Raw genomic sequence first — 21,378 nt, 5'->3', positions numbered from 1 at the left:
ACTCAGACGAAGAGCCGAACATCATGGATGTTGAACTCACTTTGAACGGCGCGGTTGCGACGCTGTGTCTGAACCGCCCCGAGAAGCTCAACGCGCTGACGCCGGAAATGCTTGATCTGATTCTCGGCCACCTCGATCGCATCGACAAGGATCCGGAGATTCGCGCGGTGATTCTCACTGGCGCAGGCCGCGCATTTTGCGCCGGTGCCGATATCAAGGGCAGCGGCGCCGCGCCACCGCAGATGAGTGTGGCGCACGCGCGCGCATCGATGGCGGTGTATCAGAAGATCGCGCTTCGGTTGTACAACCTGAACAAGCCAGTGGTCGCGGCGGTACGCGGCGTTGCCGTGGGAATTGCCTGGAGCTTTGCGCTGTGCGCGGACCAGCTCATCGTTTCCGATACGGCGCAGTTCATTCCCGCCTTCCTGATGCGCGCCACCTTACCTGAAGGCGGCATGGTGCATCTGCTTGCGCGTCATTGCGGCGAGTTTCGCGCCAAGGAAATCATGTATCTGAATCGCCGGCTGAGCGGCAAGGAAGCACTCGATATGGGTCTTGCCAGCCATCTCGTCGAGGACGGCGAGCTTGACGCGGCCGCCGAAAAGCTGGCTGGCGAGCTGGCGGCTGGCCCGACTTTCTCGCTCGGGCTGACCAAGCAGTTGTTCAGGTTGAACCCCGGTGGCATGGAAGAGTTTCTTGCGCAGGAACTGAACGCGGTGGCGCTCGCGGTGAACTCCGAGGACGCCGCGGAGGGCCGGCTCGCGGCGAGAGAAAAACGCGCCCCGGCTTTCAGAGGCCGCTAGGCGGAGCACCCGCACAAGCGCGGCGCAGTGGCGCGACAGAGCAGACAACGAGGGCGCAAGAGATTCAGGAGTCAGGCATGCATTTCGGCTATAGCGAGGAAGACGAATCATTTCGTCGGGAAGTCAGAACGTTTTTCAGTGAGCATGCGCCGGCCGACATTTCACGCCGCTGGCGTGTCGGCGTGCATCCGCCTGCGCGCGATGACATCCGCAGATGGCAGCGCATTCTGTACGAGCGCGGCTGGGGTGCGCCCCATTGGCCCGTCGAACATGGCGGCACCGGCTGGAGCGCGCTTCGCAAGCATATCTTCATGGAAGAGCTGTACAACGCCGATGCCATGGACTATGGGTGGCAGTCGACGCAGATGGTGGCGCCCGTCATCATCGCGTTCGGTTCGGACTGGCAGAGGCAGCGTTTTCTCGGGCCTATTCTGCGCGGCGACGAGTTCTGGTGCCAGGGCTTTTCGGAGCCGAACGCGGGCTCGGATCTGGCTGGACTGAAGACCACGGCCGTGCTCGACGGTGACGAGTACGTGATCAACGGCCAGAAGATCTGGACCAGCGACGCAACGATTGCCGATTGGGGCTTCTTCCTCGTCAAGACCGATACGAGTGTCAAGCCGCAACGAGGCATTTCCTTCCTGCTGGTCAACATGGACACGCCGGGCATCACGGTGCGTCCGATCGTTTCGATCGAGGGCGGCAAGGGCCTGAATGAAGTGTTCCTCGAAAACGTGCGTGTGCCGAAGTCGCATCTCGTGGGCGAGGCCGGCATGGGATGGACCTATGCGAAGTACCTCCTCGAGAAGGAGCGCACGGCGAGCGCGTTCCTGTACTTCAATAAACGCGAGCTGCAACGCGCGAAAGACATCGCGGGGCAGGAGCGGGAGGACGGCGTGCGGCTCATCGATACACCCGGGTTCGCGCGCAAGGTCGCGGAGGTCGAAGCTGACCTCATGGCGCTCGAATGGTCGGTGCTCCGCATCCTTGCGGAAGAGAAGAGCGAGCGCAATCTCGATGCGGTCGTCTCTGCGCTGAAGATCAGCGGGTCGGAGATGCAACAGCGCGTGACGCAACTGCAAATGGACGCACTCGGTCCCCGCGCGATGCGTTTCGACGACCACGGCGAGCCGCAGGGTGATCTGGCGGTCGACGAAAACTGGCCGGATTACATGGGCGGCCGCACGTCGGGCTATCTGATCGCTCGTGCTTCCACGATCTATGGCGGCGCGCGCGAAGTGCAGAAGAACATCATTGCCAAGCTGGCTTTTGGACTGTAGCCATGGACTTCAACTTCTCCGAAGAACAATTGATGCTGAAGGACGGCGCAGAGCGCTACGTTCGGCAGGAGTATGGATTCGAGGCGCGCACGCGCATTGCATCGGGGCAAGAGGGTTTCAGCCGCGAACATTGGCGCGCCTATGCCGAACTTGGCTGGCTCGGGCTGACGATGCCGGAAGACGTCGGCGGTCTCGGGTGCTCGTTCGTTGAAACGGCGATCGTGATGGAGGCGCTCGGCCGCGGTATGGCGCTCGAGCCGGTCGTGCAGACGGCGCTGCTTTGCGCCACGATCATCGAACGAGGCGATGCGCGGCGCCGGCGTGAATCGCTGCTGCCCGCCGTCATCGACGGCACGCTGCTGCTGTCGCTCGCGGACAGCGAAGCGGGCAGCCGGTACAAGCTGGGATGCCACGCGCAAACGCACGCGCTCAAGAGCGCCTCGGGTTACCTGATCAGCGGCGCGAAGACACTGGTGATCGCCGGCGCGTCGGCGGACCAGTTGCTCGTGACCGCGCGAGTCGAAGGCGCGTCGCAAGGCGTGGGCGTTTTTCTTGTCGATCGCCGGGCCGCGGGCGTAACGTGCCGGTCGTACCGCTTGCTCGATGGATCGCGTGCCGCGGATATCGATCTGCACAACGTCGAGCTCAGTGACGATGCATTGATCGTCGGACCTGAACACTCGCTGCAGGTGCTCACGCAGGCAACGGAACTCGCCAGTCTCGCGAGCGTGGCCGAGAGCCTTGGCATGATGGAAGCCGTGATGGCGATCACCTCGGAGTACATCAAGGGACGCTCGCAGTTCGGCCAGCCGATCGGCAAGTTCCAGGCGTTGCAGCATCGCATGGCTGAGATGTTCGTTGCCACGCAGGAAGCGCGCTCGATGCTGTACTGCGGGATCGCGCACCTGAACGGCCCGGCGGCCGAACGCAGCCGCGTCATCTCGGCGGCCAAAGCCGTTGCCGCGCGCGCCAATCGCTTCGTTTGCGCGCAGGGCATCCAGTTGCACGGTGGCATGGGGCTCACCGAGGAATATCCGGTAGGGCACTACTTCCGCAAGATGACGATGATGGAGAAGATGTTCGGCGATATCGACTTTCATCTCGACCGCGTTGCAGCAGGCGGCCGGACACCGATAACGGCCTGAGACAGGGAGCAGATCATGCAACGCGTGAAGCAAAAGATTGCCATCGTGACCGGGGCCGCATCCGGTATCGGCGCTGCCTGTGCCGCCATGCTCGCGCAGGAGGGCGCCTTGCTCGTCGTGGCGGACCTGAATCTCGAAGGCGCGCAGGAACAGGTTCGTCGTATTAACGAAGCGGGGGGCCACGCGGTCCCGGCGCAGGTCGATATCGGCGACGAAAGTTCGATCGATGCATTGTTCGATCTGACGCTCAAGACTTGGGGCGGGCTCGATATCCTGCATAACAACGCCGCGGCCACATCGCTTTCCAGTACGGTCGATGCGGCAGTCGAGGCACTCGACGTCGGAGTCTGGGACGACACGATGCGCATCAATCTTCGCGGCACCATGCTGGCCTCGCGGTGCGCGCTGCCGCTGATGCGCGCACGAGGCGGCGGTTCGATTATCAATACCTCTTCCGGTGCCGCTCAGGCGGGCGCGCTGGGGTACAGCGCGTACGGTGTCTGCAAGGCCGGTATCGAGGCGCTGACGCGCTACGTCGCCGCGCAGCACGGCAAGGAGGGGATACGCTGCAACGCGATCGCTCCGGGCCTGATCGTCACGCCGGTGACCCAGGCGTACTACGCGGGGGAGACCGGAGAGATGATGCTGAGCCACCATCTCACGCCTCGCCTTGGGCAGCCCGAAGACATTGCACACGCGGTGGTGTATCTCGCTTCGGATGAGGCGGCGTTCGTCACGGGCCAGGTGTTCAACGTCGATGGCGGACTTCTTTCACACCAGCCTTACTATGCCGACGAAATCCGCGCGCGCCCGGCCGCGATGGCCAACGCTACGAAGGGGAAGGAATGACGACGGAATCAGCGCTGCTCGCGCGTATCGAGCGCATCGAGGCGCAGCTCGCCATCCAGCAGTTGCCCGTCCGATACGCGCTCGCGGTCGATTCGCGCGATCTGGACAGCCTGGTGCAACTGTTCGCCGAAGACGTCGATTGCGGCCGATGGGGCGTAGGGCGCGCGGCATTGAAGACGTTCTACGGAGCCGAGCATATTCTGCGCGGCTTTTATCGCAGCATTCACCAGATCTGCGGCCACGTCGTCGATTTCATCGATGCCGACCATGCGACGGGAAGCGTCTATTGTCGCGCGGAGCACGAGGACAACGGAGCGTGGGTGGTGATGGCGATCTGCTACTTCGATCACTACGTGCGGCGCGACGGGCAATGGTGCTTCGAGCGTCGCGACGAACAGCATTGGTATTCGACGGACTGGCTCGCTCGGCCCGGTGCGCCGCGCTTGCAGAACTGGCCCGGCAAGTATGAAGGCGATCGGTATCAGCCGCGTCTTCCGCAAGGATTTCCGACGTGGGCGGCGTTCTGGAGCAACAGCGAACAGCCCGCGATCGACGCATTGACGAAAGCGCCGTAAGCGCGGTCTCGTCTTCGGCTCCTGGCCCCGCCACGTAGCCATTCGTGGGACGGGCGAGGAATGCAAGGAGTGAGGTCCGCGCAAACTTTCGCATCGTGGTAATCAGCGTCGTGCGGCAGGCCTCTGTGCCCATTGCGCTTACGCCGTCAGATCGGGCAGACGCACCACCAGCCCGTCCAGTTCCGGCGTCATGAAGATCTGGCATGTCAGACGGCTGTTTTCGCGCACGTCCATCGCGCAGGTGAGCATGTCGACTTCATAGGATTCCGCCGCTGGCATGTGGCTGCTCCAGGCGTCGTCGACATACGCGTGACAGGTTGCGCAGCTGCAGCTGCCGCCGCAATCGCCGAGAATGCCTGGGATCTGATTGTTCACCGCTGTTTGCATGACTGAATCGCCAACGTTGGCGCTTACGGCGGCCTCGCTGCCGTCCGGCTGGATGAATCGAATGAGCGGCATGGCTTGTGAACCTCATGAAAAATGAATTGGAGACTAGGGAAGCAGACTTTTCAACGGGATCGATTCGTTGGCGAGATCGGCGGCGCGGACCGGAATTTTCTCGGCAACGAAACGCTTGGCCAGCACGAATTCGGGTACACGGCTGACCGTATCGGCTGCGAGCATGACGCCGTCCTTGAGATAAAACGCCGAGAAAGAGCGGGCTTTGGGATCGCCGCGCAGGACGAACTCGTCGTAGCCGAGGGACAAGCCGACCATCTTGAGCTTCAGATCGTATTGGTCGGACCAGAACCACGGCACGCTGTTGTAGACACGCTCCTTGCCGCACAACGACGCAGCGGCGGTGCGGGCCTGCTCCAGCGCGTTAGGGACCGACTCGAGACGCAGGCGGCGTCCAAGGGAAGGGTTGGGGTGGTTGGTGCAATCCCCGACCGCAAAAATGTCGGGGTCGGACGTGCGCGTGTGTTCGTCGACCATGATGCCATTGTCGACAGCAAGGCCGGCCGCTTGCGCGAGTTCGGTGGCGGGCTCCAGTCCCACGCCGACGATGACGAGATCCGCGGCGACGCGCGTGCCGTCCGCGCAGCACACGGCGGCAACGGCGTCGCCGGATGCGTCGAGTTCGAACCCACTCACGATCGCGTTGGTACGGATGTCGACTCCGGCTTCGCGGTGAACTTCCTCGTAGAACCTGGAAAGCTCGGGAGCCGTGACGCGCGCGAGGACGCGCGGCAACGCTTCGAGCACGGTGACGCGCAAGCCGCGCTTCACGGCTACCGCGGCCACTTCCAGCCCGATATATCCACCGCCGATGATCACGAGGCGCGAGCCGGCATGAAACTGGTTTCGAATGCGCGCGACGTGATCGAGCGTGCGAAGGTAGTGAAAATTCTGCAGCTTCTCGGTCGCTTCGATACCCGGCAACGCGAGGCGCCGCGCGCGGCCGCCGGTGGCCAGAACCAGTTTCGTATAGCTGATTTCGCTGCCGTTGGCCAGCGTGACCCGTTTCGCGTCACGGTCGATGCGCTGCGCGCGCGTGTTCGGGATGAACTCGACACGCGCTTTGTCGTACGTCGACAGCGGTTTCAGGTACAACTGCTCGGCGGTCGATTCGCCCGACAGGAATGCCTTGGAGAGCGGCGGCCGTTGGTAGGGCAAATGCGGTTCCTCTCCCACCATCACGATGCGTCCCGTCCATCCCTGTTCTCGGATCGCGGTCGCGCATTCTCCTGCTGCATGACCCGCCCCGACGATCAGCGCGATGTTCTCTGCGTCTCCAGCTGTCATGAGGCTAACTCCATCTCGCACGGCCGCAGGCTCGCTGCGGCCACAGTAAGTCTGAATAATGTTCTAAATTGTGAACGACGGTCGCTGCGACTGTCAATGCTCATGAACCCCGTTGGGCCGAGGCGGAGCTGACCATCGCCTCGATGCCGCCAACCGCGAAACGAATCAGATAGGTGCGCATGCGCTCGATATGTGCTGTCGTGAGTGCCTTGGCTCCGGAGCGCGCTTCCTGCGCGTAAAGCTCGTTGAGCACGAGATGAAACACGGACTCGACGAAATGCTGCACCAGTTCGACGGTCTCCCGCGTGACGCGGGGAAGTGCCTTGGCGAAGGCGTCACGGTAGCGCGCGGCCGCAGGCGCGTATTGGTCATAAAACGGCGCCGTGAGATCGGGGCGCTCCAGAAGACAGCCAATCTGGGTTAGCAGGCGCAAGTAATTTCGCCACCCCGGATCGCCGCTCTTCAGATGCGCGAAGGCCGGTGCGGAAAGTGCGGTCACGATTGCTTCGACGCCGGGGCGCTGGCCTTGCAGCGGTGCCAGTTCGGCCTCGAGCGATTCGATGACCTGCCGGCTGATCACCGCGGCGCGACGGCCGATCGCCTGCTGAAACAGCGCGTCTTTGCTGCCGAAGTGGTACCGCGCGAGGCTCAGCTCCATGCCACAGCTCTGCATGATGTCGCGAATCGACGTGCCGAAGTAGCCGTGCATCGCGAACAGCCGCTCGGCCGTATCGAGAATGCGCTCTGGCGTCGTGCTGCGCGCCGTGGCACGCGGCTCATTGTCGGCAGTCGCCCGTCTGCTGGCGGCGTGCGTGGTGCTGGACATGGTTTCCCTTTGATGGCGGGGCGCGAGCCAGAAAGCGCGCAGCGTCCCCTTCCGCGAATGATAAATCGATCTTGCACACTTGTGCAAAATAGAACATAGTTCAACTATTGGTACCTCGCGCAAAAGCAGAGGTGCCTGCAAACAAACGATTGATGGAGACGGGAACCATGGCCGGCGCGCTGCGACTTGAGGACTTCGACGATCCTGAGTTCAACCCCTTTTTCGAGGATTCACTCGCTTACGGTGCCGATGCGGACCCTTATCCACGCATTGCGGAACTGCGGGAAAAGGCTGCGGTTCAGCAGGGTGACTACCGTGTGCTGATGGGCGGCGCGGCGGATCTGACCATGTCCGATGTCGCGCACTATTCCGTATTCGGATACGACGAAGTCTCGAAGGTGCTTGGCGACCCGGCAACGTTTTCAAACAAGTCTTACGAGCGCAATCTCGGCATCAGCTTCGGGCGCAGTATCTCGACGATGGATGCGCCCGAGCACTCGCGCTACCGCCGCATCTTCCAGAAGGCCTTTTTGCCGCACACCGTCGCGGCATGGGGCGATACGCTGGTCGACCCAGTGGTGAGCGAGCTGATGTCGAAGTTCATGGATCGCGGACAGGCGGATCTCGTCAACGAGTTCACGCTTCACTACCCGTTCAACATCATCTATCGGCAACTGGCATTGCCGCCGGAAGACGTAAAGATCTTTCACAAGCTCGCCATCGCACAGACGCTGGTTTCGATCGATGTCGAGCATGGCGTGGAGGCATCGACGAAGCTGGGCACCTATTTCGCGCGGCTCGTCGACGAGCGCCGCAGTCATCCCGGCGACGATCTGGTGAGCTCGCTGGCCACCGCGGAGGTGGACGGCGAGCGGCTACCGGACGAGGTCGTCATTTCGTTTCTTCGCCAGCTGGTGAATGCGGGCGGCGACACGACCTATCGCGCGACCAGCGTACTGTTGCTTGCGTTGCTGCGCGATCCGGTACAGCTCGAAGCGGTGCGCCAGGATCGCACGCTGGTCGCGGCGGCGATCGAAGAGGCTCTGCGCTGGGACGGCCCCGTGCTGATGCAGTCGCGTATGGCGACGCGTGATGTCACGCTCGGCGGTGTCGAGATTCCTGCCGGCGCATTTCTCGACGTGGTGGCGGGCAGCGCCAATCGCGACCCCAGCCGTTTCGCCGATCCGGACAGGTTCGACATCTATCGCAAGGCGGCTCACCGGCACTTTGCATTCGCCTATGGCCCGCACGTGTGCATCGGCCAGCACCTGGCGCGCGTGGAAATGACGCGCGCGCTCAACGCGATTCTCGATCGCCTGCCCAATCTTCGGCTCGATCCGGCCGCGCCAGCTCCACCGATCAACGGGATCATGATGCGGGTTCCGCATTCGATTCCCGTCATCTTTGGCTAACAGGAACCACGCCGGCCTCGCGTGCTATGGGGCTGGCCGACAAGGCACGGACGGTGGAGAACGCATAGATGACCGAGTTTGACTTTATCGTGATTGGCGCGGGTACGGCGGGTTGCGTGCTAGCCAATCGTCTTTCGGAGAGCGGGCACCATACCGTGCTACTCATCGAGGCAGGTCCGGAAGATCGCAATCCGTTGATCCGGATGCCGAAAGGCTTTGGCAAGCTGCTGGGCGACCCAGCTCATGCCTGGTTCATTCCGGTGCAGCCCGATCACGGCAACGGGCATCGCAACGAAATCTGGCTTCGCGGCAAGATGCTCGGCGGTTCCAGCAGCATCAACGGCATGGTGTATATGCGAGGTCATCCCGAGGACTACGACGGATGGGCCGAACTGGGTGTCGAGGGCTGGAGCTGGCAGAACCTGGCGCCTTGCTTCCGGCGCATCGAAGATCACGCGCTCGGCGCCGATGAGCTGCGTGGAGAGGGCGGCCCGCTGAAAGTGTCACCGTACGCGCAGCGCAATCGAATTGGCGAGGCCGTACTCGAAGCGTGCCGGTCGCTCGGCGTGCGGCGCTTGGAAGATATCAACAGGCTCGATCATGAGGGCGTGGCCTATCTGATCTATACGATACGCAACGGTCGTCGGCAAAGCTCGGCCGAAGCCTTTCTGAAGCCTGCGAGGGCGCGCAAGAACCTAACAGTCGCTACCGGCACGCAAGCCGCGCGAATCGTGTTTGACGGCACGCGCGCCGTCGGCGTGCAGGGCGAAAGCGCGGGGCAGCAGATCGCTTACCGTGCGCGTCGCGAGGTCGTGCTCTCGGCGGGCGCGATCGAGTCGCCGCGACTTTTGCAGTTGTCGGGCGTTGGCGATCCCGGCCATCTGCAATCGCTTGGCATTCCTGTCGTGGCGGCGAGTCCGGGGGTCGGACTGAACCTGCGCGAGCACTATCTATATATGCTGCAGGCCCGCCTGCGGCACTGGCGCGATTCGCAGAACCGGCAGTTCAGCGGCATGCGCTTATGGCGCAACGCGATGCAGTATCTGCTGTTCCGCCGTGGCGTGATGTCGCTCGGCTCGTACCAGGTGGGCGGCTTCGTCAAGACCGCGGCTGATGCGATGCGTCCCGACGTTCAACTGATGATGGCGCCGTACTCGATGGATTTCGGCGCGGCCGGTTACGCGTTCGAGTCGTTCCCAGGCATGCAGCTCTTCAGCTACCCGCTGCGCCCGCGCAGCGAAGGGCACGTCAGGATCCAGTCCGCGGACCCCCGCGTGCCGCCCGAAGTCGTCGCGAACTACCTTGCCGATCCGTACGACCGGCAGATGGCCGTCAACGCATTCCGCTTGATGCGCAGCGTGCTGGCCGCCGAGCCGCTTGCCAGCCTGCTGGCAGGGGAGACACGCCCAGGCCCCGCCGTCCAGACCGATGACGAGATTCTCGACCTCTACCGGCGTGAAGGCCAATCCGGCTATCACGCTTGCGGTACCTGCAAAATGGGATCGGACACGCTTGCCGTGCTCGATTCGCGGCTGCGCGTGCGCGGTGTCGAACGCCTGCGCGTGATGGATCTCTCCGTAACACCCACGATGATCTCCGGCAACACGAATGGCCCCATGATGGCGATGGCATGGCGCGCCGCCGGCCTGATCCTGGAGGACGCGCGATGAGCCGCCTTGAAGACTACAGCGGGCGCTTTACGAACATCGACTTCGAGCGGCGCGACGGTGTTTTGCAAGTGCGCCTGCATACCGATGGCGGCCCGCTCAAGTGGGGCGCGCTCGATCGCAGCATTCACAGCCAGCTAGGCGAGGCGTTCTACCAGATCGCACGCGACCTCGATAATCGCGTAGTCATCCTGACCGGCACCGGCGATTCGTTCTGCGACGCGATGAATGACGCCGAGTTGCCGGCGGAGCCGCTTGTGCAAGTCTGGCCGCGCCTGCAGCGCGAGGGGCAGGACCTGCTGATGCAACTGCTGGACATTCCGGTTCCGGTGATCGGCGCGATCAACGGGCCGGCACTCATTCATGCCGAGTTGCTCGTGCTGTCGGATATCGTGCTGGCCTCCAGTCGCGCCGAAATCTCGGACCAGGCGCACTTCGTTCACGGCGTCGTGCCGGCGGACGGCGTGCAGATCGTCTGGCCGATGCTGATTGGCCACAACCGCGCCCGCTACTTTCTTCTCAGCGGCGAGCGCATCACGGCGCAGCGCGCGTGGGAGCTTGGCGTCGTCGGCGAAGTCGTCGCGCACGACACCTTGCTGGAACGTGCGTGGCAAATGGCGCACGAACTCGCGGCGAAGCCGATCGAAACGCTGCGATACACGCGCGCGGTCTTCACGCAGCCGTTCAAGCGCCGCATGGTCGACGAACTGGGCTACGGGCTCGCGCTCGAAGGGCTCGCCGGTATTGCCGCGCAGTCCGGCAAGAGGTAGCCCGTCAACGCGAATGTTCACGAATTGGAGACACGATATGACCTTGGTAGTGCAAGCATCAATGGAGCGCAACGCGATCGTTCAGCAGGCGCTCGACCGCGCCACGCGGGAAGGCGGTGAGATCGGCGTGCAGGTGGCGGCCTATCTGAACGGCAAGCTGATGATCGACGCATGGAGCGGCGTGGCCGATCCGTCCACCGGCCGTCTGGTCGACGGCGAAACGCTGTTCAATGTGTATTCGGTGACGAAGGCGGTTGCAGCAACCGCGTTGCATATCCTGGCCGACCGCGGGCTCATCGAATACGACGCGCCGGTGACACGCTACTGGCCAGAGTACGGTGCCCACGGCAAGCAGAAAACGACGGTGCGCGATGTGCTGACTCATCGCGCGTGTGTGCCGCAAATGCCCGAAGGCGTCACACCGGAGCTGATGTGTGACTGGCAGTGGATGACCAGCGCCATCGCCAACCTTGAGCCGCTTGCGGAGCCGGGGACGAAGACGCTGTACCTCTCGATGACGTTCGGCTGGATCGTTGGCGAACTGGTGCGGCGCGCCGATCCGAAGAAGCGCTCGCTGGGCCGTTTTGTCCGGGAGGAGATTGCAATGCCACTCGGCATCGACGATCTATGGATCGGCATTCCCGACGAAGTCGAACCGCGCATCGCACGTCTCACCGATGCGATGGTGCCGGTTCCCGCGGAATACCTGCCGCCGCTGTTCCTGCGCTCGATGCCGCAACAGGTCGCATTGGCGCCGCAAGTGTTCGAGCGCCCGGACGTGCGGCGCGCGGAAGTGGCGGGCGTTGGCGGGATCTTCAACGCGCGCAGTGAGGCGCGCTTCTGGGCAATGCTGGCATGCGGCGGCGAGTTGGACGGCGTGAGGATCCTCTCCAAGGAGCTCGTCGCCACGCTGAACACGCCACGCGCCAATAGCGAGGAGCCCGACCCGGTGATGTTCGGCTTTCCGATTCCAATCACGATCGGTGGCTTCTGGTTCGGCGGCAACCATCCGCCGGTGACGGCGGCACGCTCGCCGCGCGCTTTGTGCCATCCGGGGCAGGGCAATTCGATCGGCTGGGCGGACCCGGATACCGGGCTCGCCGTCGCGATCTGCCATAACAAGCTGTTCAACCCGGCCACGCCGGAAGAAGATCCGCTGCTTCCGATCGCTGCGGCGATTCGCGACGCACTGGATCTGAAGTGATTGGCACGATGCGCATGGATATCGAGTATTTGCAGCAATGGACTGGGCGCACTGAGGAAGTGCAGGACCAGGTTACCTCCACGCCGATGGCGGCTCTCAGCGCCATGCTTGACCACGATGACGCGCCTTCAGCACGTGGCGATGACTTGCCGCCGTTGTGGCACTGGCTTTATTTTCTGCCGGTTCATCGGCAGTCGATGGTGGGGGCGGACGGTCATCCGAAACGCGGCGGCTTTCTGCCGCCGGTCGATTTGCCTCGCCGCATGTGGGCGGGCAGTCAACTCGAGTTTCTACGGCCGCTGAAAGCGGGTAGCGCGATCACGCGTCTTTCATGCATCGAGAGTGTTGCGCACAAGCATGGACGTACCGGCGATCTCGTGTTCGTGAAGGTCAAGCACGAGGTCAGCGACGCTGCTGGCCTTGCGATCGTCGAGCGCCAGGATATCGTGTATCGCGATCATCCGGCTGCCAGCGAAAAGCCTGCAGCATTACAGGCCGCGCCCATCGGCGCTCAATGGGCACGCGAGATCAATCCCGATCCTGTGCTGCTGTTTCGCTACTCGGCGCTTACGTTGAATGGTCATCGCATTCACTACGATCGGCCTTACGCGATCGGCGCAGAGGGATACGAGGGACTCGTCGTGCATGGCCCGCTGCTCGCTACGCTACTGATGGACTCGCTCGGATCGGAGTTGCCGGGCGCGCGCGTCGGAGCGTTTTCGTTCCGCGCGATCAAACCGGTGGTGGACACTTCGCCTTTCTATGTTTGCGGAAAGCAACACGAATCGGACCAAAGCAAGGTGAGCTTGTGGATCGCCGGCAGCGACGGATCGTTGCGCATGGAAGCCACGGCTATTCTGGTCTGATCGTCGAGCCGGTCCGCTGGCGGGGTCGCCATAGCCGGACCGGACGCTGAATGGGAGACTTTATGCGTTCGTTTCTTTTTGTGCCGGGCAGCAAGCCCGAACGATTCGCCAAGGCGCTCGCGGCAGGCGCCGATGCGGTGATCGTGGACCTCGAGGACGCTGTTGCAGATGCGGACAAAACGTCGGCGCGTGCACGTGTTGCCGGTGCGGTACGAACATTTTCGGCATCGGCGGTTCGCGTACTGTTGCGCATCAATGGAGCGGGTACGCAGTGGTTCCAGCAGGACCTCTCGCTCGCAGCGTTCGATGGTATCGATGGCGTGGTGTTGCCAAAGGCTGAGAATCCGGCTGCTTTGACCGCTGTCGCGGCGGCAACGGCGAAACCCATATTGCCGATCATCGAATCTGCCGAGGGCGTCTGGAACGCACTGGACGTGGCGCGCATGCCCGGCGTCGAGCGACTCATATTCGGCTCGGTTGACTTCGAGCTCGATCTGGACTGTGACGGTTCATGGGACGCGTTGCTGCTCGCGCGTTCGCGTATTGTGCTGGCCTCCCGCGTAGCGGGCATTCAGTCTCCCGTGGATGGCGTTAGCGTGGCAATCGATGACGAACGACAACTCGCGCACGACTCGTCGAAGGCGCGATCGCTGGGCTTTGGCGGGAAGCTGTGCATTCATCCGCGCCAGGTTGCAGCGGTCAATGCGGCGTTCAGCCCGAGCGCGAATGAAATTGCCAAGGCGCGGCGAATCGTCGACGCGTATGAGCGGGCAGAAGGCGGGGCGGTGTCCGTAGATGGACGAATGGTGGACTTGCCGGTATTGCTCAAGGCAAGACGCATCGTCGGCTTGTCTGAAAGCGTGCGAGGTTCAGAGGAAGGGTAAGTGACGTGGCGGGTGAGCGCCGCACCGCCCGCGCCACCACCGCATCATGTGGCGCAGGCGTGACACGGTATCGCTTACACCGGATCCCAGGGCGTGAGCGCCATGGACGGCACGTTCGGGAAGAAGCTCGCTTCGAACGCCGGCATGACCTGCTCGGCAATCGCTTCAGGCGTCCAGCCGCCGTCGCGATGCAGCGAGCGGATCATGCGGATCTGGTTGAAGAAGTAGATCTCGTTGGCGCGCACGCCGAAGATCTGACCCGAAACCTTTGCGGCCTGGTCGGACGCAAGGTAGACCGCGAGCGGCGCGACTTTGCGCGATTCCATGCGCTTGAGAATTTCGACGCGTGCTTTTTGCTCAGGCGTCTCCGAGGGGATCGAGGCCGTCATCGCGGTCCATGCCCACGGCGCGATGCAGTTCGAGCGCACGTTGAATTTCGCCATGTCGAGGGCAATCGACTTCGACAGACCGACGACCCCCATTTTGGCGGCGGAGTAGTTGGCCTGTCCGATGTTGCCGATCAGACCCGAGGTGGAGGTCATGTGAACGAAGCTGCCGCCGTTTTGTGCCTTGAAATGCGGAGCCGCCGCGCGTGCCACGAAAAACGACCCGTTCAGATGCACGTCGACTACGGCCTTCCACTCGTCGAGGCTCATGTTGAAGAACATGCGGTCACGCACGATGCCGGCGTTGTTGACCACACAGTCGATGCGGCCGAACGTGTCCAGCGCGGCCTGCACGATCTTCTGCGCGGAATCCCATTCGGCGACGCTATCCGTCGAGGCAAGCGCTTGCCCGCCGGCCTCCTTGATTTCTTCGACGACGCGCTCTGCGGCGAACTGGCCGGATTCGGCGTTGCGACCCAGGTCGTTGACGATGACCTTTGCGCCGTTCGCCGCGAATTGCAACGCAAAATCGCGCCCGATGCCGGCACCCGCACCCGTTACCACTACCACCTTGTCCTTGACGAAATCGCTCACTCTTGTCTCCGTTCGATAGGCGTTGATGTAAAAAAGCTCGCTTCGGTATAGTATCAAAACTGAACGGCGTTGCATAATATGAACGCTGGCACGTTGATGCAAAGTGTGACGACTCATCCATTCGAAGACGACCAAATGATAGGAGACGCGAGATGAACCCTACGAAAGACTGGACCGTGCCGGACCATGTTCCGCGAGAACTCGTGGTCGATTTCGACTATATGAATCCGCCAGGCGTGCAAGACGATGTTCATATGGCGTGGAAGACGCTGCACACCGGGCCCGATATCGTCTGGTCCCCGTACCATGGCGGCCACTGGATCGCCACGCGCGGCGAAGACATCGAGGCGATGCAGAAGGACCACACCCATTTTTCGCATCGCAGTGTCAACATCCCGCCGCTCAACGAAACGCAGCTCGTGCCGCTCGAGCTTGACCCGCCCGAACATACCGCGTACCGCAACCTGATCACGCCCGCTTTCCTGCCGCAAGCTATCTCCTCGCTGGAAAGCGACGTGCGCAGCCTCGCAATCGAGCTGATGGAAGAAATCGCTCCACGCGGCGAATGCGAGTTCGTCTCGGAGTTCGCGAAGATCCTGCCGATCGTGATTTTCCTGCGTCTTGCCGATCTTCCGTTGAGCGATCGAGGACAATTGCTCGAATGGGCGGAATGGGCCGTGCGCGGCAACGTCGAGCAGCGCAACGAATCCCAGCACCGGCTGATTGGCTATATCTCCACCTGGGTGGAGAAGCGCAAGGCAGAGGCGGGCGGCGATCTCGTGAGCCTCATCGCCAACGCGCAGATCGACGGCAAGCCGATCAGCCCCGAGCGCATGTTCGGGATGTTTATCGTCGTGCTGTTTGGCGGCCTCGATACCGTCGCGTCGATGATGGGTTTCATCGCGCGCTTTCTGGCGGAGAATCCGGCGCACCGGAGGCAGCTGATCGAGAATCCCGATCTGATGGTGTCGTCGGTCGATGAGATGATTCGTCGCTTTGGCGTGGCGAACACCGCGCGGCTCATCACGCAGGACATGGAATACAAGGGCATCCAGTTCAGGAAGGGTGACCAGATTCAATTGCCGAACTCCCTGTTTGGCCTCGACGAGCGCAAGTTCAGCGATCCGCTCGCCGTCGATCTGACGCGCAAGCCAGTGCTGCACGCAGCGTTCGGCAACGGCCCGCATCGCTGCCCGGGGTCGTTCCTTGCGCGTACGGAGATCAAGGTTTTCCTCCAGGAGTGGCTCAAACGCATTCCCGATTTTCGCATTCGCGAAGGCGACAAGCCGCGATGCGGCTCGGGCTCCGTCAACGGCATGCTCTATCTGCCGCTCGTCTGGGACGTAGCGCCCTGAAGTATCCCCACCCTCAACGACTCATCGACGATCATGAAAAAGTGGCAATGCATTTTTTGCGGTTTTTACTACGACGAAGCAGCAGGACTTCCCGCGGAGGGCATCGCGCCTGGCACTCGCTGGGAAGACATCCCCGATGACTGGGCATGCCCCGAGTGCGGTGCGACCAAGGCCGACTTCGTGATGTTCGAAGTGGAGGCCTGAGCGTGCGGGCGCGCGCACGGCGCAGGGCCGTGCGCTTCATCGCTCAGGATCAGGCGCGCTCGAACACGGCGGCAATACCCTGACCACCGCCGATGCACATGGTCTCGAGCGCATAACGTCCTTTCCGGCGCGTCAACTCGTGCAACAGCGTTGTCATGATGCGCACGCCCGTTGCGCCAATCGGATGGCCCAGCGATATGCCAGAGCCGTTCACGTTGAGCCGGTCGGTATCGTGCCAGTTCCAGCCTTTGAGGACTGCCAGCACCTGACACGCGAATGCTTCGTTTACTTCGACAAGATCCATCTGCTCGAGCGTAAGCCCGATGCGCGTCATCAGCTTCCGCACTGCGGGCACGGGCCCAATGCCCATGCGTGATGGCTCGCATCCGGCCGCGGCCCAGCCGGTCAGCCAGGCCATGGGTTCGAGTCCGAGCGCGTCGAGGCGGTCTTCCGCGACGACGAGGCAAGCGGCAGCGGCATCGTTTTGCTGGCTGGAGTTGCCTGCGGTGACTGTGCCGCCCGGCATCAACGCGCGAAGCTTGCCGAGGCTTTCCATGCTGGCGTCGGCGCGGAATCCTTCATCTTTGGAAAACAGAAGCGGCTGGCCTTTTTTCTGAGGAACGCTGACCGCCACGACCTCTTCGGCCATATGGCCGGACTCCCATGCGGCGGCCGCGCGCTGATGGCTGCGCAGCGCGAACTCGTCGGCGGCCTCGCGGCTGATGCCATAGTCGGTGGCCAGATTTTCCGCAGTCTCGATCATGCCGGAGATAAAGCCGAAGCGCGATTCCGGCTGTGAGCGCTCGCGGCCCCGCGCGAGCCGGTCGTGAAACTGGACGGAGCCCGACCGTGCGCCCCAGCGCATGTCCGTGCTGTAGTACTCGATATTGCTCATGCTTTCCACGCCGCCGGCCAACACCACGTCGGCGGCGCCGGTCTGCACCATCATCGCGGCGGTGACGAGCGCCTGCAGGCCGCCGCCGCAACGTCGGTCAAGCTGCATGCCCGGCACCTCCACGGGCAGGCCCGCCTGCAGCGCAATCCAGCGGCCCACGCAAGGTGTTTCGCTGTTTGCGTACGCTTGCGCGAAGACGACGTCGTCGATGCGAGCGGGATCGAGTCCTGCGCGCCGGATCGTTTCATTCGCAACGAGCGCGCCGAGATCTTCGACGCAAACGCCGCGCAGGCTACCGCCAAAGGTGCCGACGGGCGTTCGTACAGGGGAGACAATTGCCGCGCGTTTCATCGGACGTTTCCTTGCAAAGTTTGAAGTTCTGATTCGGGTGCGGTTGCAATCAGCCGACGAGCGTCGCGCTTCTTAAGCGATTGGAAGGCGGGACGCCCGCCATCTGATCGAGCGCGCTGCGATGGTCCGGATGGGCGATTGCCAGCATGCGTTCGCGCCTTTGGCGCAGCGTCAGGCCGCGCAGATCGGCCACGCCGTATTCGGTCACCACGATGGCGGCGTCGCTGCGCGGCGTGCTGACCGGTCCGTTCAACGACGCGACGATGCGGGTCGCGCCCTTGCCCGCTGTGGAAGGCAATGCGATGACAGGAACGCCGCCACGCGAGCGCCGCGCGCCGCGCAGGAAATCCAGTGCGCCGCCCACCGCGCCCACATACACGCCACCGGCAATTTCGGCGTTGATCTGGCCACTCAGATCGACCTCGACCGCCGAGTTGATGGCGACGAAGCGGTCGATGCTTGCGAGCACGTTCGGATCGTGCGTGTAGCGGGTCGAACGAAACTGCACGGCGTCGTTTCGATGCGCGAACTCGTGTATGCGGCGACCCCCCATCATCACGCCAGCAATGGTCTTGCCCGTGTCGATGGTCTTGCGCACATTGTTGATCACGCCGCTTTCCATCAGATCGGCGACTTTGTCCCCGATCGTGCCGGAATGGATGCCAAGGTCTCGCCGGTCGCCGAGGCAAGCGAGGATCGCTTCTGGAATCGCGCCGAGACCGAGTTGAATGGTGGCGCCGTCTTCGATCAAACCGGCCGTGTGCCGTGCAATCGCCAGCTCCGTCGGGCTGACGGCGCTGGGCGAACTCTCGGGCAAAGCGCGCGACGTCGGGACCATGAAGTCGAGGTCGTCGTCGCGAAGATATCGCTCGCCGTACGTCCAGGGTGCCTGTTCGTTGACTTCCGCAATGATGACGCGCGCGCGCTCGAGCGCCGGGATCAGATACTCATGCGCGACGGACAAGCTGTAGCGGCCGTGCGCATCGGGTGGCGCCAACTGCAGCAGGAGGACGTCGATCGATAGCTGACCCGACTCCATCATCTCTGGCAACTGCGAATAATGGCAGGGCAGGATATCAAGCGCGCCAGCCTTGGCCAGTGCGCGGTTGGAGCCGCTCCCGCAGTACGAAACGAAATCGATGCAGTCCGCGTGCTCAGGCCGGCACGTGTCGTAGTTGCCGGCGCCGAGAAAGACCCGGAACGCGCCGATGCTGTGCCGCTGCTGAAGTAGAGTGCGCGTGAGCGCAACGGGCTCTGCGTTCGATTGGCCCCATGCGACGGTATCGCCGGGGCGGATGATGGACGCGAAATCGACGGCGTCCGCCTCTAGCTGTAAGGGCATGGTGTTGTTTGCGTCAGGTGGTGGGTTGCGCAAGGGCCTGGGCTTCATCGTGCTGCCCACGTACTGCGCCTGTCGCGACGAGTTCTGCAATCCTTTCTTCGCTGTAGCCGATGCTCCGCAGCACGAGTTCTGTGTGCTCGCCAAGGTGTGGAACGGCGAGCGGTGGCGACCCAGGCTCCAAACGGAAGTGAATCGGGTTTGCAACGTGGTTGCGTCCGGACGGATCCCTCTGGACCATCCCGCGCTCGTGCGCATGCGGATGGTCGAGCGCTTCGGCGAGCGAGAGCACCGGCGCCACACTGATGTTTCGGCCTTCGAACCAGCAGAGCCATTCATCGAGTGTGCGAGTCAGGAAGATTTGCATCAGGAACGCCCGGACGCGTATCTGGCCTTCACCGGCTGGGCCGATCGCGTCGGCGACGAGATCCGGACGGCCGAGTGGTGTAAGCAGGTTGGTTGCGAAGCTGTGTTCCCGGCCGCCAAGGCAGAGCCACTTCGAATCGGCGGTCTCGTAGGTGTCGAGCAACGCGAGCCCGCTGTCGCCTTCAGTCGGCCCTCGCAATTGGCTGTCCGGCGCGTTGAGCAAGCGGCCGCTCAGATACGGCTGCGAGGTGAGCGCCGCATCGAAAAGCGCCATGTCGATGTAGTCGCCGCGCCCCGTTTCCCGCGCGCGCAGCAGCGCCATCAACACGGCGGACAACGCCGTCAATGAACCGGCCAGCGCAGCGAGCGACGGTCCCGTGGCAATTGGGATTCCCCGGCCATCGCGCGGCAGCGTGCCTGCAAGCGATTGAACTACCGGATCGTGTGCGGGCAAATGAGAGAGCGGGCCGGATTGGCCGAATGCGGTAATCGCACAATAAACGACTCCCGGGTTCGTCCGGCTGATCGTGTCGTAGTCGATGCCAAGCCGAGCGGCCACGCCCGGCCTCGACGATTCGATCACGACGTCGGCCTCGTTCATCAGCTTGAGCGCGACCTCGCGTGCGTCCGGATGTTTCAGATCGAGCGCGATGCTGCGCTTGCCGCGGTTGATCGCGGCGAAGAACGCGCCGTCGGTGCCGGGTGCGCCGCGGGTGGGGTCGCCGGTGACCGGTTCGATCTTGACGACGTGCGCGCCGTGATCGGCGAGATTGGCGGCGAGGAACGGACCCGGCATGAATTGCGACAGGTCCACGACGCGAAGGCCGGTCAGTTTCATGCCAGAGCAGCGCTGAAGCCAAGCTGGCGTTGCGCAATCGCGGCGGCTTCCTTCACGATGCGACCGATCAATTCCGCACAGGTCGGCAAGTCGTGAATGAGGCCGGTCACGATACCGGCGGGGAAGGCGCCGCCTTCCACTTCTCCTGTCACGAATGCGTCCATCCAGCGCTGTGCTCCGGTCAGCGCGTAGAGGTCCGAGCGCGTCACGTTGCCGGCGCGCTCGAGTTCGAGCGCGGCGAGACTCACGCTGTTCCTGACCACCCGGCTTGAATCGCCGATCGAGCGGCCAACCAGCACCGTATCGCGCTCGCTCGCTTCCAGCAGCCGTTGCTTGATCGCAGGGTGGACGGGGGACTCCTGCGTGAGCATGAATCGGGTTCCCATGTTGATGCCGTCCGCGCCGAGCGCGAGAGCCGCCATCAGCCCGCGGCCATCGGCAAAGCCGCCGGACGCGAGAATCGGCACCTTCAGCTTGTCGGCGGCGGCGGGAATCAGGATCAGTCCAGGGATGTCGTCTTCGCCAGGGTGCCCCGCGCATTCGAACCCGTCGATGCTGACGGCGTCCGCGCCGAGCGATTCGGCCTTCACCGCGTGGCGAACCGTCACGCACTTGTGCACGACCTTGACGCCGTGCGCCTTGAACTCGGCGATGTATTTCGCCGGATTGCTGCCTGCTGTCTCGACGACCTGGACGCCTTGAGACACGATCGTGCGCACATACGCGTCATAGTCGAGACCGACATTGGCGCCGAGAACGGTCAGGTTGACTCCAAAGGGCTTGTCGGTGAGCGAACGCACCCTGTCGATTTCGCGCGCGAGTGCATCGGCGCTTGCATGGGTGTGCGCGGAGATGAAGCCTAGACCGCCGGCATTGCCCACGGCCGCCGCCAGTTCGGCTCGCGCCACCCAGCGCATGCCGCCTTGAATGATGGGATATTGAATGCCGAGTAATTCAGTAATGCGATTGACATACGGTTTCATCGCGCGCCTGTAGCCTGGATAGGAAGTATGGGTGCCAGAG

At 63.1% G+C, this 21,378-nt stretch carries 21 protein-coding genes; 13 read left to right on the top strand and 8 right to left on the bottom strand.

Annotated elements, in window-relative coordinates:
- Nucleotides 1-23 precede the first annotated feature (23 nt).
- The 5 genes from OKW35_RS47115 (at nt 24) to OKW35_RS47095 (ending at nt 4,652) form a co-directional block, all read left to right on the top strand.
- A complete protein-coding gene (locus tag OKW35_RS47115; RefSeq protein WP_429555659.1) occupies nt 24-803 on the top strand; it encodes an enoyl-CoA hydratase/isomerase family protein in 780 nt (259 codons plus the stop codon).
- A 77-nt stretch (nt 804-880) separates the two neighbouring features.
- The gene (locus tag OKW35_RS47110; protein ID WP_429555658.1) at nt 881-2,083 is read left to right on the top strand and encodes an acyl-CoA dehydrogenase family protein; all 1,203 of its coding nucleotides are present in this window, start codon (nt 881-883) and stop codon (nt 2,081-2,083) included.
- A gap of 2 nt (nt 2,084-2,085) precedes the next feature.
- Nucleotides 2,086-3,228 (top strand): acyl-CoA dehydrogenase family protein, encoded by a 1,143-nt coding sequence (locus tag OKW35_RS47105; protein ID WP_429555657.1) that lies wholly within the window; start codon nt 2,086-2,088, stop codon nt 3,226-3,228.
- 15 nt (nt 3,229-3,243) lie between these two features.
- Nucleotides 3,244-4,077: an SDR family oxidoreductase gene (locus tag OKW35_RS47100; protein WP_429555656.1), complete on the top strand. Its 834-nt coding sequence runs from the start codon at nt 3,244-3,246 to the stop codon at nt 4,075-4,077.
- Nucleotides 4,074-4,652, top strand: a complete 579-nt coding sequence (locus OKW35_RS47095; protein ID WP_429555655.1) for a nuclear transport factor 2 family protein — start codon at nt 4,074-4,076, stop codon at nt 4,650-4,652. Before OKW35_RS47100 ends, OKW35_RS47095 begins: the two co-directional genes overlap by 4 nt.
- Nucleotides 4,653-4,790: 138 nt before the next feature.
- Here OKW35_RS47095 and OKW35_RS47090 read toward each other — a convergent pair whose 3' ends face one another.
- The 3 genes from OKW35_RS47090 to OKW35_RS47080 form a co-directional block, all read right to left on the bottom strand.
- Nucleotides 4,791-5,111, bottom strand: a complete 321-nt coding sequence (locus OKW35_RS47090; protein WP_184050275.1) for a 2Fe-2S iron-sulfur cluster-binding protein — start codon at nt 5,109-5,111, stop codon at nt 4,791-4,793.
- A gap of 33 nt (nt 5,112-5,144) precedes the next feature.
- Entirely contained in the window at nt 5,145-6,398 is a 1,254-nt protein-coding gene (locus OKW35_RS47085) for an NAD(P)/FAD-dependent oxidoreductase (RefSeq protein ID WP_429555654.1), read from the bottom strand.
- A 100-nt stretch (nt 6,399-6,498) separates the two neighbouring features.
- Nucleotides 6,499-7,224 (bottom strand): TetR/AcrR family transcriptional regulator, encoded by a 726-nt coding sequence (locus OKW35_RS47080; RefSeq protein ID WP_429555653.1) that lies wholly within the window; start codon nt 7,222-7,224, stop codon nt 6,499-6,501.
- Between the two features lie 167 nt (nt 7,225-7,391).
- On the opposite strand from OKW35_RS47080, the gene OKW35_RS47075 reads away from it, so the two are divergent.
- The 6 genes from OKW35_RS47075 (at nt 7,392) to OKW35_RS47050 (ending at nt 14,027) form a co-directional block, all read left to right on the top strand.
- Nucleotides 7,392-8,636: a cytochrome P450 gene (locus tag OKW35_RS47075; RefSeq protein WP_429555652.1), complete on the top strand. Its 1,245-nt coding sequence runs from the start codon at nt 7,392-7,394 to the stop codon at nt 8,634-8,636.
- A gap of 68 nt (nt 8,637-8,704) precedes the next feature.
- Nucleotides 8,705-10,306 (top strand): GMC family oxidoreductase, encoded by a 1,602-nt coding sequence (locus tag OKW35_RS47070; protein ID WP_429555651.1) that lies wholly within the window; start codon nt 8,705-8,707, stop codon nt 10,304-10,306.
- On the top strand, nt 10,303-11,073 hold the full coding sequence (locus tag OKW35_RS47065; RefSeq protein WP_429555650.1) for an enoyl-CoA hydratase/isomerase family protein: 771 nt from the start codon (nt 10,303-10,305) through the stop codon (nt 11,071-11,073). The genes OKW35_RS47070 and OKW35_RS47065 overlap by 4 nt, the downstream gene beginning before the upstream one ends.
- A gap of 37 nt (nt 11,074-11,110) precedes the next feature.
- On the top strand, nt 11,111-12,277 hold the full coding sequence (locus OKW35_RS47060) for a serine hydrolase domain-containing protein (protein ID WP_429493349.1): 1,167 nt from the start codon (nt 11,111-11,113) through the stop codon (nt 12,275-12,277).
- An 8-nt stretch (nt 12,278-12,285) separates the two neighbouring features.
- Nucleotides 12,286-13,143: an FAS1-like dehydratase domain-containing protein gene (locus OKW35_RS47055; RefSeq protein WP_429555885.1), complete on the top strand. Its 858-nt coding sequence runs from the start codon at nt 12,286-12,288 to the stop codon at nt 13,141-13,143.
- A 62-nt stretch (nt 13,144-13,205) separates the two neighbouring features.
- A complete protein-coding gene (locus tag OKW35_RS47050; protein WP_429555649.1) occupies nt 13,206-14,027 on the top strand; it encodes an HpcH/HpaI aldolase/citrate lyase family protein in 822 nt (273 codons plus the stop codon).
- 74 nt (nt 14,028-14,101) lie between these two features.
- On the opposite strand, the gene OKW35_RS47045 is transcribed toward OKW35_RS47050, so the two are convergent.
- Nucleotides 14,102-15,007: an SDR family NAD(P)-dependent oxidoreductase gene (locus tag OKW35_RS47045; protein ID WP_429555648.1), complete on the bottom strand. Its 906-nt coding sequence runs from the start codon at nt 15,005-15,007 to the stop codon at nt 14,102-14,104.
- Between the two features lie 152 nt (nt 15,008-15,159).
- Between OKW35_RS47045 and OKW35_RS47040 the strand changes: the two genes are divergently transcribed.
- Both OKW35_RS47040 and OKW35_RS47035 read left to right on the top strand, forming a co-directional pair.
- A complete protein-coding gene (locus OKW35_RS47040) occupies nt 15,160-16,362 on the top strand; it encodes a cytochrome P450 (RefSeq protein ID WP_429555647.1) in 1,203 nt (400 codons plus the stop codon).
- Nucleotides 16,363-16,395: 33 nt separating this feature from the next.
- Entirely contained in the window at nt 16,396-16,566 is a 171-nt protein-coding gene (locus tag OKW35_RS47035) for a rubredoxin (protein ID WP_090808851.1), read from the top strand.
- 49 nt (nt 16,567-16,615) lie between these two features.
- Here the strand turns inward: OKW35_RS47035 and OKW35_RS47030 are convergent, their stop codons facing one another.
- From OKW35_RS47030 to OKW35_RS47015, 4 genes are read right to left on the bottom strand one after another with little or no spacing between them, the layout of a single operon-like run.
- On the bottom strand, nt 16,616-17,812 hold the full coding sequence (locus OKW35_RS47030) for an acetyl-CoA C-acetyltransferase (RefSeq protein WP_429555646.1): 1,197 nt from the start codon (nt 17,810-17,812) through the stop codon (nt 16,616-16,618).
- A 49-nt stretch (nt 17,813-17,861) separates the two neighbouring features.
- Complete coding sequence (locus OKW35_RS47025) at nt 17,862-19,154, bottom strand: acetyl-CoA hydrolase/transferase family protein (protein WP_429555645.1); 1,293 nt, start codon at nt 19,152-19,154, stop codon at nt 17,862-17,864.
- 13 nt (nt 19,155-19,167) lie between these two features.
- Nucleotides 19,168-20,355 (bottom strand): CaiB/BaiF CoA transferase family protein, encoded by a 1,188-nt coding sequence (locus OKW35_RS47020; protein ID WP_429555644.1) that lies wholly within the window; start codon nt 20,353-20,355, stop codon nt 19,168-19,170.
- Nucleotides 20,352-21,338, bottom strand: coding sequence for an NAD(P)H-dependent flavin oxidoreductase (locus OKW35_RS47015; RefSeq protein WP_429555643.1), 987 nt, complete (start codon nt 21,336-21,338; stop codon nt 20,352-20,354). The genes OKW35_RS47020 and OKW35_RS47015 overlap by 4 nt, the downstream gene beginning before the upstream one ends.
- Nucleotides 21,339-21,378: the final 40 nt, after the last annotated feature.

The sequence above is a fragment of the Paraburkholderia sp. MM5477-R1 genome, from assembly GCF_050436385.1.
GTDB lineage: Bacteria > Pseudomonadota > Gammaproteobacteria > Burkholderiales > Burkholderiaceae > Paraburkholderia > Paraburkholderia tuberum.
The sequence above is the reverse complement of the archived record's forward strand: the minus strand, read 5'-3'. Positions and strand labels throughout refer to the sequence as shown.